Source organism: Streptococcus oralis, assembly GCF_001579025.1.
GTDB lineage: Bacteria > Bacillota > Bacilli > Lactobacillales > Streptococcaceae > Streptococcus > Streptococcus oralis_X.
Genome location: NZ_KQ970235.1, coordinates 431,087 through 442,624, shown reverse-complemented (window position 1 = coordinate 442,624; position 11,538 = coordinate 431,087). Strand labels below are relative to the sequence as shown.

At 42.6% G+C, this 11,538-nt stretch carries 7 protein-coding genes; all 7 read right to left on the bottom strand.

Going from position 1 to position 11,538, the window contains the following annotated elements:
• Window positions 1-7 precede the first annotated feature (7 nt).
• A complete protein-coding gene (gene gyrB / locus SORDD27_RS02005; protein WP_000134077.1) occupies window positions 8-1,954 on the bottom strand; it encodes a DNA topoisomerase (ATP-hydrolyzing) subunit B in 1,947 nt (648 codons plus the stop codon).
• A gap of 13 nt (window positions 1,955-1,967) precedes the next feature.
• Window positions 1,968-2,531: an HAD-IA family hydrolase gene (locus SORDD27_RS02000; RefSeq protein ID WP_061428039.1), complete on the bottom strand. Its 564-nt coding sequence runs from the start codon at window positions 2,529-2,531 to the stop codon at window positions 1,968-1,970.
• 84 nt (window positions 2,532-2,615) lie between these two features.
• Window positions 2,616-3,170 carry a DJ-1 family glyoxalase III gene (locus SORDD27_RS01995; RefSeq protein ID WP_061427039.1) on the bottom strand — a complete coding sequence of 185 codons (555 nt, stop codon included), beginning with the start codon at window positions 3,168-3,170 and terminating at the stop codon, window positions 2,616-2,618.
• 10 nt (window positions 3,171-3,180) lie between these two features.
• Window positions 3,181-4,404 (bottom strand): FtsW/RodA/SpoVE family cell cycle protein, encoded by a 1,224-nt coding sequence (locus SORDD27_RS01990; RefSeq protein WP_061427037.1) that lies wholly within the window; start codon window positions 4,402-4,404, stop codon window positions 3,181-3,183.
• 5 nt (window positions 4,405-4,409) lie between these two features.
• On the bottom strand, window positions 4,410-6,899 hold the full coding sequence (locus tag SORDD27_RS01985) for a bifunctional DnaQ family exonuclease/ATP-dependent helicase (protein WP_061428037.1): 2,490 nt from the start codon (window positions 6,897-6,899) through the stop codon (window positions 4,410-4,412).
• 199 nt (window positions 6,900-7,098) lie between these two features.
• The gene (locus tag SORDD27_RS01980; RefSeq protein WP_061427035.1) at window positions 7,099-7,950 is read right to left on the bottom strand and encodes an NAD(P)H-hydrate dehydratase; all 852 of its coding nucleotides are present in this window, start codon (window positions 7,948-7,950) and stop codon (window positions 7,099-7,101) included.
• Window positions 7,951-8,076: 126 nt separating this feature from the next.
• On the bottom strand, window positions 8,077-11,538 hold a 3,462-nt coding region (locus SORDD27_RS01975; protein ID WP_061427033.1), incomplete at its 5' end, for an SIALI-17 repeat-containing surface protein.

The window sequence follows — 11,538 nt, the reverse complement described above, 5'->3', positions numbered from 1 at the left end:
ACATTTTTTAGACGTCAAGTGTACTGTAAACAGCGTTTTCTTCGATAAATTCGCGACGAGGTTCTACTCGATCCCCCATCAACATATCAAAGATTTTATCTGCTTCGGCAGCATCATCTACCGAAACACGCGCCATCAAGCGATGTTCAGGATCCATGGTTGTTTCCCACAATTGGTGGTCATCCATTTCTCCCAAACCTTTATAACGTTGGATGGTTGGTTTTGAACGCCCTTCACTATGACGTGCTAAGGCTTCTTGGAGTTTAATTTCTTGATCTGCACCAGGTTGAATGTATTCTTTGATCTCACTTCCCACTTTAACCCCATAAATCGGTGGTTGGGCAATATAGACATAACCAGCCTCTAAGATTGGTTTCATGTAGCGGTAAATCAAGGTTAGCAGGAGAGTTCGAATGTGGGCTCCATCAACATCGGCATCAGTCATCAAAACGAGTTTTTGGTAACGAGCCTTAGTGACATCAAATTCTGCACCAAATCCTGTTCCCATGGCTGTGAAAAGACTTCGAATTTCTTCGTTTGCAAGGATTTTATCCATGCTAGCTTTTTCAACGTTCAAGATCTTACCACGAATTGGAAGGATAGCCTGGAACTCACGGTTACGACCAGATTTGGCTGATCCACCAGCTGAGTCTCCTTCGACGATGAAGAGTTCGGTTTCAGCTGGGTTGTTCGAAGAACAGTCTGCTAGTTTTCCAGGAAGATTGGAAATTTCCAAACCAGATTTCTTGCGTGTGACTTCACGCGCACGCTTGGCAGCTACACGAGCCTTGGCAGCCAAGATCCCTTTTTCCACGATACGCTTGGCGATCTGTGGATTTTCCATAAGGAAATCAGAGAAGGCATCGCTGAAGAGGCGATTGGTAATCTTGACTACTTCACTATTCCCCAGTTTGGTCTTGGTTTGTCCTTCAAACTGCGGATTTGGATGCTTAACTGAGATAACTGCTGTCAAACCTTCACGGACATCTTCTCCTGTTAGGTTATCTTCATTGTCTTTTAGTAGCTTATTCTTGCGGGCATAATCATTGATAACACGCGTCAGAGCTGTACGGAAACCTTGCTCATGTGTTCCACCTTCATGGGTGTGAATGTTATTGGCGAAACTCATAACGTTTTCGTGGTAACCGGTTGTGTACTGCATGGCTACTTCAACTGTGATATCATCCATCTCACCGTCTGTGTAGATTGGTGTATCAAAGATCACATCCTTGTTCTCGTTGATATATTCAACGTAGCTAGCAATCCCACCCTCATAGTGGTAATGTTTAGTCTGTTCGAGACCTTCACGCCTATCTGTGATGGAGATTCGAAGGCCTCGATTCAAAAAGGCTAGTTCTTGAATACGTTTGTTTAATTTTTCAAAGTCAAAAGTTGTTGTTTCTGTAAAAATCTCTGGATCTGGTGTGAAGTGAACTGTTGTTCCCGTTTTATCCGTATCTCCAACCACCTCAAGATCAGCAACAACATGACCACGACGGTATTCTTGGTAATGAATCTTACCATTTTTGTGGACATGAACATCTAGTTGCGTTGAAAGAGCGTTTACTACTGATGAACCTACACCGTGCAATCCACCTGAAACCTTGTAACCGCCACCGCCGAATTTTCCTCCAGCGTGAAGAACTGTAAAGACGGTCTCAACAGCGGGACGTCCTGTCTTTTCCTGAATATCAACAGGAATTCCACGCCCATCATCCACTACGGTGATGGAGTTATCTGGCTCTATAAAGACTTGGATGTGACTGGCAAATCCAGCTAGGGCTTCGTCAATTGAGTTATCAACGATTTCCCATACTAGATGGTGAAGACCTTCTTTTGAAGTCGATCCAATATACATACCTGGACGCATACGAACAGCTTCAAGTCCCTCCAAAACTTGAATTTGACTGGCATCATAATCCTGTGCCTGTTGATTTTTGATTTCTTCTGTCATTTTTTCCCTTTTCTTACATGTCTATTGCTTGTCTCAATGTCGCAACGTTATTAAAAAGATAGGCATCTAAGCCAGCAGCTTTACCTGCTTCTACATCAATATTTCTGTCACCAATGACTAAACCAGATGTAATATGATATTTATCACGTAAATAAATCATGGACTCAGGATCTGGTTTCCGTTTAAAGCCAGAACTGGCAGTCACCACCTCGGTGAAGTAGTTCGCTATCTGGGTCTTAGCAAGAAGTTCTAGTACTTGGTCATTTCGATGAGAAACCAAGAAATGGCGGCCACCCTTGTCCGAAATGTCTTTGAGTAATTCTGGAATTCCCTCAAACAAAACTGGATGTTCTAGCTCACGCGCTTCATTTTCTTTGTAGTTCTCTAAAAAACCCTCGATATCTGGTGCAAACTTCTCGATGGCAAAAGCTGTCGAAACCTTCAAGGCTTCGTAGACACAGTCGTGTTCTTGCTCTATTCCATATTGGGCTAAGGTTTCTACAAAGGCTGCTGTAGAAGTCTCATAATTATCCAATAGGGTACCACCTAAATCCCATATATAGTCGTGATATTTCATACCCTTCATTATACCATTTTTTTATGAAAAAAGCGATGATTTCCTAGATTTTTCCAAGTAAAAAACGAGAGCCAAACTCTCGTCTTACTGTTGATTTCCAAAGACATCTCGATAGAGCATGCCGTCTCGTAAACTTTCAGCATCTCCTCCCAATTGCTCTACCAATTCATAGGCAAATGCAAGGGCAGTTGACGGTCCTCGGCTAGTTATTAGGTTACCATCTACAACCACCGTTTGCTTTTGATAAATTCCGTCAGTAATTTGCTCCTTAACTCCGTCATAACAAGTAAAGTGCTTGTCTTTCAGGACACCTGCTTGATGAAGGGCGATTGGGGCTGCACAGATAGCTGCAATTTTCTTTCCAGCTTGGTCAAAGGCTTTAATCTCAGAAATGAGGGCTGGATTATCCCGTAGGTGAGCTGATCCTGGCATGCCACCTGGAAGAACTACCAAGTCATAGTCAGACAAATCGTCATCAAAAATACGGTCGGCTTTTACCTGAATGCCATGTGATCCTGTCACCTGCTCTTCAAATCCTACCATATCACAAGAAATGTTTGCTCGACGCAAGACATCAACTACTGTCAAGGCTTCAATTTCTTCAAAACCCTGGGCTAAGATAACTGCTACTTTTGCCATAGTGGCCTCCTTATTTGATTTGTTTTAGGACGACTTTTTTTCGTTTGAATGGAACTTTTCCACTTTTCTCCTCTGCTAGATTGGTCTGGTAACTCATAGACAAGAGGAGACCGACACCGATGAGGTTACTAATAATTGCGGATCCCCCTTGAGAGATGAAAGGCAGAGGAATCCCTGTCAAAGGAAGTAAGCCTGTCACGGCACCGATATTTTCAAAGATATGGAAGAGCAACATCATGATAAATCCAGTCGAAATATAGGTGTAGAACTGGTTATTTGACCTGAGCGTAATCTTCAACATCCGATAAATAAGAAGCAAGTACAGGGCAACCACAAAGACTGAACCAATAAAGCCAAAGTCTTCTGCAATTACGGTGAAAATCATATCACTCTCGCGTACTGGAATGAGGAGATTGGACACATTGAAACCTTGTCCAAACAAGCCACCACTTCCAATCGCAATTTGTCCCTGCGCCTGTTGGTAAGTCGTTGTTTGCGCGAAGTCAAAGGGATTGAGCCAAGCCAAAATGCGGTTGATCTGGTAAGTTGGCATCCCAATCTGATGCAAGAAGGCACGTCCATCCTTGCTTATAAAGATGGCCATGAAGCCTGCAACAGCAGTCACTCCTGTCGCAAAAACAGGAATGATAATCTTCCACGAAACACCTGAAAGGAGAACCATACCGGAAAAAATAGCTACAAAGACCAAGGCAGTCCCCAAGTCACTTTGTAGGGCTAAGAGGATCAAGACTGGGATGGTAAAAGCAATCATCCAACCAATCAATAGGAAATCCAAGGGAATAGTCCGTCGCCATTCCTTGTGTTTTTGAGTGAATTGTACGATGACTCGAGCCAACATCAAGATATAGGAAATCTTCATGAACTCCGAAGGCTGAAAAAGTGTCGTTCCGCCAATTGATACCCAGTTCTTGGCACCCGTTGACGCTACAAGATTTGGATTGTAGAAAACAAGTGGGAGGACCATCAAAGCTAGCCCTAAGCCATAAAGATAAGGAGTCACCTTCCATAAAAACTCGGTATTAAAGAACATGACCACAAAACCAATGACAAGCCCCAAGGAAATCCAAGCGATTTGCTGACCTAGAATTGGTAATACATTATTTGGATAGTCATGACTAACTGCTATATAAATGGCCACTACTCCAATCACCAGTAAACAAAACACTGGTAGGAGGAGGCTATAATCGACTCGAGAGTCGAGTGAACGTTTCATATTTTTTACCTTTTCTCTTTCTGGGATTTTTCTTTCATTCTATTGCGACGAGATTGGAGAAAATCAGCTACAGCAGGCTCTAGCTGTTCTCTAGAAAGAACCTGAACATCCCTTTCTTTTGACAAGGTCTGAGCGATTTGTTTGCCGTAACGCTTGCTGACAACACGACTGTCTAAGATTACAGCAATCGAACCTTGGTCAGATCGTCTAACAGTACGACCAAGGGCTTGCTTTAACCGAATGATCGCCATCGGTAACTGATAATCATAGAAAGGATTTTTCCCTTCTTGACGCAGTTCTTGGTTTAATTTCTTGGTTAACGGTTCATGGGGATTTTGGAAAGGCAATCTCGGAATCACTTGGATCACGCAAGGATGGGTTGAAAAATCAACTCCTTCCCAGAAACTACCTGTTCCAAGCAAGATCTGGCGTTCACCTTTTTCAAAACGTTTTTTCAGTTGGCTTGGTTCCCCATTTTTATACTGAGCTAGATGCGGTTGGTCGAGCAGGTCCGAGACTGCCAGCAGCATTTCTTTTGAGGTAAACAAGACCAATAAGGGGTCTTGAAAGGCTTGTAAGCTTCGAATAACAGAAGCCACTTCACGAGCATAGTCAAAAGGCGAAACTTCTGTCACAAGAGGAAAATCATTGACTAGAAAGACTTCTTGTTGCTCCTGTTTTGCTACATCAAGTTTAACAAGCGGAGCGTCTGGAAATCCCAATAAATCTGCTAAGGAAACCCGATTGCTGATTTCAAGAGTGGCCGATACTCCTAGGAGTCTACAATCTTCTGGCAATAAGTCTGCTAGTATAAAGCGGCCTTTTTTACTTGAACAAATCAAGACATCCTTGCTCGATTTCTCTGCTGTAGCAAGCCAAAATTCACGATCCGAGGTGAAAAAGTTTGCAAGTTCTCGATACTCTGGGAGAGTTAACTCCGAAAAATGTTGGCGCAACTCTTCAAGAGAATCCAACCACTTTCCATTCTTCAGACCTGACTGATAGTGCTCCATCAAGTAACGACATTCAAAGCCGATACTCTCAAGCAAGCGCTTCTGAACCAAATCTTCCTCTGTCTCCAAGGACTTATCAAGCTGGGTTACAAGTTCCTCAAGGCGATAAGCCTGCTGGGCCAGATTTTCAAGAGCTAGCAATATTTTTTGAGCTTCATCCAAAATTACCAAACGGTTGTCAACAAACTCCGGATTGTCTTCCAAACGAGTGACCAGATAGGCATGATTGGTCAGAAGAACACGACTGGTCTTGGCCTTTTCCTGCCCTCGTTTCCAAAAATCCTCTGTAGCAAATAAACTTTTCTTTGAAAGCTTGCCATCGTGGACTAGTTCTGGCAGAAAGTGCTGGTAGCGATAAAGCTGCCCGATTTCGTCCAAGTCACCTGTCTCTGTCTCTGTTAACCAGATGAGCAGTTGCATTTTAAAGCGTGTGAAGAGGCGATTGGACTCTGATCGATAGAGAACTCGGTGAAAGGCATCCAATTTCAAGTAATTTTGAGGCCCCTTGAGACTATGAATTTCCAGGTGGAAGACCTCTTTTAAACGCTGACCTTCTTCTTGCATGATTTGATTTTGAAGAATTTTGGTCGGAACACTCACTAGGATACCTGCTTGACTCTCCAAGTTCAAAGCTGGGAGAAGATAACCATAAGTCTTGCCCAGTCCTGTTTGGGCTTGGATAAAGGAAGTCTGGTGTTCTTCCAATAATTGCTCAATCTTCTCCGCAAATTCCAACTGTTGCGGTCGCTCCTCCAGCCCCAATAAAGAAATGTTTTTAGCAAAATCTTTGGATAACTTTCGTGGGACTAAGCCTTTGCTTTCCTTTTTGAGGAAAAGCCCATGAAGCTCCATCAAGTCTGGCGAAGATAAGAGAGATTGTTGCTGATAGACCTCCTCAATCACCAGATAACTTTCATAGAGAAGGTTGTCTGCAAGGTTTAATAAGCTTTCTAAAAGCCCTTTAGGTAGCTCAAAAAGTTTTTGACGCATGTAAAGCAAGAGTTCAGCTGTTGCCTGAGCATCTGACAGGGCAGTATGGGCATGTTCCAGCTCAATGCCCAACTCTTGACAAAGGATACCTAGATTGTATTTTTCAAACTGAGGATATAGAACTTGGGCAAGCTCAACTGTATCCACCCGCGGTGTACGCAATTCATATCCTTCAAAAAAGAGGAATTCTGCAAGAAGGTTAGCATCAAACTGTACATTGTGCGCAACAAAAATACCGTCCTTAACCAATTCAAAAATTTTTCCGGCCACTTGAGAAAACTCTGGTGCCGCAGCCAAACGCTGATCGGTCAGACCCGTTAATTCTTTGATATGAGAATCCAAGGGTTCGTGGGGATTGACATCGGTCGCATACTGATCGATGATTTCACCATTCTCAATCACCACAATGCCTACTTGAATAATTTTTGCCTTGCTTCCGGTGCTGGTCGCCTCTAAATCAACGACTACATACCGATCATTTCTCGCATTCATCATTAAAAATTATATCAAAAAAAGCATGATTTGACACCCCTCAACTTTGATAACAATCTCGCTTTAATTGCGAGTTTGACTAAAAATCAAGACCTTAAAAGTTAGAATTTCAAGCAAGTTCAGCAGTTGGTCGCTGGTTCTGAGGTATTTGAAAACTTTATCAACAAAGCTACATCAACATAAAAAGACAACCAAGATATTAGCTGCCTTTTTGAGATATTTTTTTCATTGCTTTCGGAAGAGCTTTACTAATTTCGGTAGGCAAGACAAGGTAGTTTTCTTGAGCAAGTTCTTGCGCGATAGCTGAATGAAGGTGGGTTGCTATCACTACTCTCTGATAGAGACTGACTTGGTTAAACTGACCTGCAAAACCTGCAATCATCCCAGCTAGAGTATCTCCCATCCCACCAGTTGCTTGATAGGGGCCTCCAACCTCTAACTGATAATATTCAGGCTGACCAGCTTTCCAGATACGAGTTGCTGGACCCTTCTCGACTAGAATCGTTCCTTGAGGAAAAGTAGAAAGAGCCCTAGCAGTCGTCTCTTTATTTTGATGGTCAAGAACTATACCAGACAGTCTTTCCCATTCCTTTTGGTGGGGAGTTAGGATGAGCTGACTGGAAGGAAATGGTAACTGGCCGTTTGCTAAGATGCCCAAAGCACCGCCGTCTGCAATCAAAATCTGGTCTTTTCTAAGGCTGTCAAAGACTCGTTTTACGAGTTCTTCTCCAAATGCATCCTCTCGCAAACCCGGACCTAACAAGACAACTTCTGCCTTTTCCAACTGCTCTTTTAACAATTGCTGGTCTTGAAGAGAAAATGCCATGGCCTCAGGTAAATGACTGTGCAGAGCCGGAATATTCTCCTTATCCGTGCCAACAGTCACCAAACCTGCCCCACTTTTTACAGCTGCCAAGGCAGCCATGATGATGGCTCCCCCATAAGGATAGGTCCCTCCCAGCAAGAGTAGACGACCGTAATCCCCTTTATGACTGTGACGAGACCGTTCCACAATGACTTTTTCTAATAAAGTTTGATCAATCACTTTCATCGTTTTTTCCCTCTCTATTCATTATACTATAAAGTTTATTGACCTTACATCTTAAACATAAATCTCTTCCTTCATATAGAAAAAGAGGGGACAAAGCCCCTCTACGAAATATCTCTTTTTTCAAAGTCAATTAATTTCTTTTTTACTTTTTGCGACAAAGATAGCAGATAGAGCTAGTCCAACACTTGCCAAGAAAATAGCTGTTTCTGACTGTTTCTCACCAGTTTCTGGCAATCTCTTGTCTTCTTTGGCAATTTGAACTGGTGCTCCTGAAGTCTGAGTTTTTTCTAACGAACTTAGCTTGAACTCTGGTTTCTCTACTGTCGGTGCTGCCTGGTCGCCTACTGTTGATAAGGGACCTGTGTAAGCTGGAAGCTCATGTACCAAGGCTTCAACTGCATTGACACCGCCCTTGAACTCTGGTTTCTCTACTGTTGGAGCAGCTTGGCCACCTACTGTTGATAAGGGACCTGTGTATTCTGGCAATTCATGCACTAGAGCCATCACTGCATTGACACCACCCTTGAACTCAGGTTTCTCTACTGTTGGAGCAGCTTGGTCTCCTACTGTCGCTACTGGACCTGTGTACTCTGGAAGCTCATGTACCAAGGCTTCAACTGCATTGACACCACCTGTGAATTCAGGAACCTCAAGAACGGGTACTGGTTCTTCACCCTTGCTTGACTGAACAGGTTCTTCTGTCAATTCTTGATAGAAGCTCGCCAATTCATAAAACTCAGCCTTGCCACCTTCCCAGACTAATTTGACGTCTAGAAGAGAGCCGCCATTTCGGATAGCGAAAGTTTGGAGACTAGATGTAATGGCACCGAGGTCTAGCCAACTGTCTTGGCCATCCTTAAGTGTTCTAGCAAGCACACGTGCTTGCGCTCCTTCAGGAAGACTAGAAACAAGGCGAAGGTGGTTAGCTTTGGTTGGTTCAGATAAGTGATACACCAATTCGCCCTTGTCTTTTTCAGACTTGTAGCTGGTCAAGACTTTTCCGTCTACAAGATTATTATAAAGGTTGCCCTGGCTTTCTCCACTACTTCCTTCTACTGTTGGATCATTGATTGGTTTGACAAATTCACCATCGTTGATGACCAATTCTGTAAAGCCTACAAAACGGGCATCATAATCTGCTGTATAGAGGACACGGAGATAGTTAGCTTTAACTGGTGTCGTCAATTCGCCCTCGATGTAGCGATTTCCTGGCATCTTAGAATCATGTGTCCAACCATCTGTCAATGAATCATCGTGTGTGCTATTGGCCACACCATCTCCTACTGTCACGACATCTGTCCAAGTTTTACCGTCTTGGCTGACTTGGATCTTACCATCACGAAGGTAGTTTTGAGTTCCGTCTTGGATGTAGGCTCTAATCTTCTTGATGGTACGTTCGCTACCAAGTTTCAAGGTTACGTGGCCATCTTTATGGGCATAGTCTGAAAACTCAACGAAGTTGTTATAAACACCATCAAACAGTTGATCTAGGTTGTTCAGTTTACGAACATCATTGCTTCCGTATGTTGGATGAATGCCCATAGTTGTAGATTCTAGTTTGGTTGGTTGGACTTCTTTGGTAGTTACTAGGAGTGAAGTAGATGGAACAGCCTGCTCTTTGTCTGTTTTATTCACAAGACGAACGTAACGTACCAAGTGGGTCGCTACAGATCTGTCTGTCAACTGGCTAGCTGGCGTCCATTCTTGTGCATTTGCAGAGTACTCTAGGCTAAGAGATGGGTTGGCCTGACCTTTGAGCTGGATGCTCTTGATCTGATGGATACGGTCAAGCTTCATACCTAGATAGCTATGAGCAGGGAGTTTGGTTCCAGCTGGAATTTGAAGTTCATAATGTCCCAAGCTATCCACTACCGGCGTTTCCTTCAAGGCATCGACGTTGGTGTCTGTTAAGTCAAGATTTGGACTATCGACATCTACTGTAAATTCCGCAATCCTCCACCACTTATTTAAGGTTTGTGTATTGCGAATGCGAACAAAACGAGTTGTAAATTCTTTCACAATATCAGAAGTTCGTTGCCCTGATAAATTTTGAAGCGTTGTCCAATTTGTACCATCTGCAGAATATTCGATGACACCAGATGCTAGTTTGTCTCGTTCCCCTTGCATCAGATGAACTCGTTTTACTTTGTGCAGCCCACCTAAGTCCATTTTTACCCAGGCTTGCGCTGGTGTGACATTGGTCTGATCAACATGTGCCATCATGGATTCTGTGTTTTCTCGACCATCTTGCATCTGAACAACACTTGTTCCATATTTGTAAACAAGGTTTGGACTTAAACTAATAGTGCCCCTAGCCTTCTTACTACCCAATTCTAGGGGTCTGTTAACAGCAATTTCACGCATGGCAAGCCAAGCATTATCCTTCTTAGCTGTTGCTATCATACGAACAGCTTGAGCTGTGATATCGAGGTCATTAAATTCCAGAATACGTTCTCTACCAGTATAAGCGGGGCTCGTTATGGCTACCCATTCTCCATGTTCATTTTGATATTCAACAAGAGCATTACTAAAGGTATAATTATCGGCCGTATTAGTACCCGTAGCGAAACCTAATTTGTGTATTTTAATTGCCTTATTAAAGCGCAAGCCTACATAATCGCCTCTCTCAATCACAATGGTTGTTTTGGCAATCACATGTGTATCAAAGTCACCATCTGTGACTTCTTTCAATCCGCCTTCTATTCCAGCACGATTCGTAATAAATGTTGTCACAAATTTATCTGGATTCAACATTGCTTGGATATGTAAGGCTAAGTATTCTTTGAGATTATTGATAAATGGTCGAATATGTTGGACACCAAATTCTGCGTATTCATAATGGTCAACGTAAAAGAAGGCATACTTAACTGACTGGTCATAATGTTTGACTCCGGCCTGATAATACTCCCACACCTTGGCATCATTCTTTTCAGTAAGACCTTCTGTAGCTGTTAGGAAAGCTTCAAGCGCGTTCATTTGATCTACTGTATTCTCTAACCAATAGTGAATTTGTTCGATTAATTTCTGATCACCTTTTTCTTTAAGTAATAGAGCATTGGCTTTCAAACCAGCAAAAATTTCCCTCAACTCTTTTCTTTCAGTATCCAGATTTTGACCAGATTTGAGTTTGTTATAGAATTCTGTCAATTTTGGAGCCAATTCTACAGACTCTTCTAATTTAGTGACATGGGGAGGTCTATTTTGATTGCGCATGTGTTTTCCGAGTTCTCGAAAAGCCTTCGAAACACTGCTTTCTTCAAAATGATCATTAACTACATAGTTAAAGGCCATATCGTTGATTTGTTCTGCTTCTTCTACACTTCTCCATTGTTTCCATCCATACTGAGCCATATCAAAAAGTGCCACTTTAGATGCTTCAGATTGTTGCATTGGATTTAGCATAATTCCTTGTGCAAGTGATAAATCAACATTTGGATGTAAGAATTTTTCACCACCTCCAAGAATTAAGTGGGGTTTTGTATTATCATTACATGGCCAGTTAATCCAGAACTGAATTGGACGGTAAGTCTTACCACCTTCTGTTAAATTTTTCTTTAAGTTAGTTAAGAATGTTTGGTCAACAGCCCC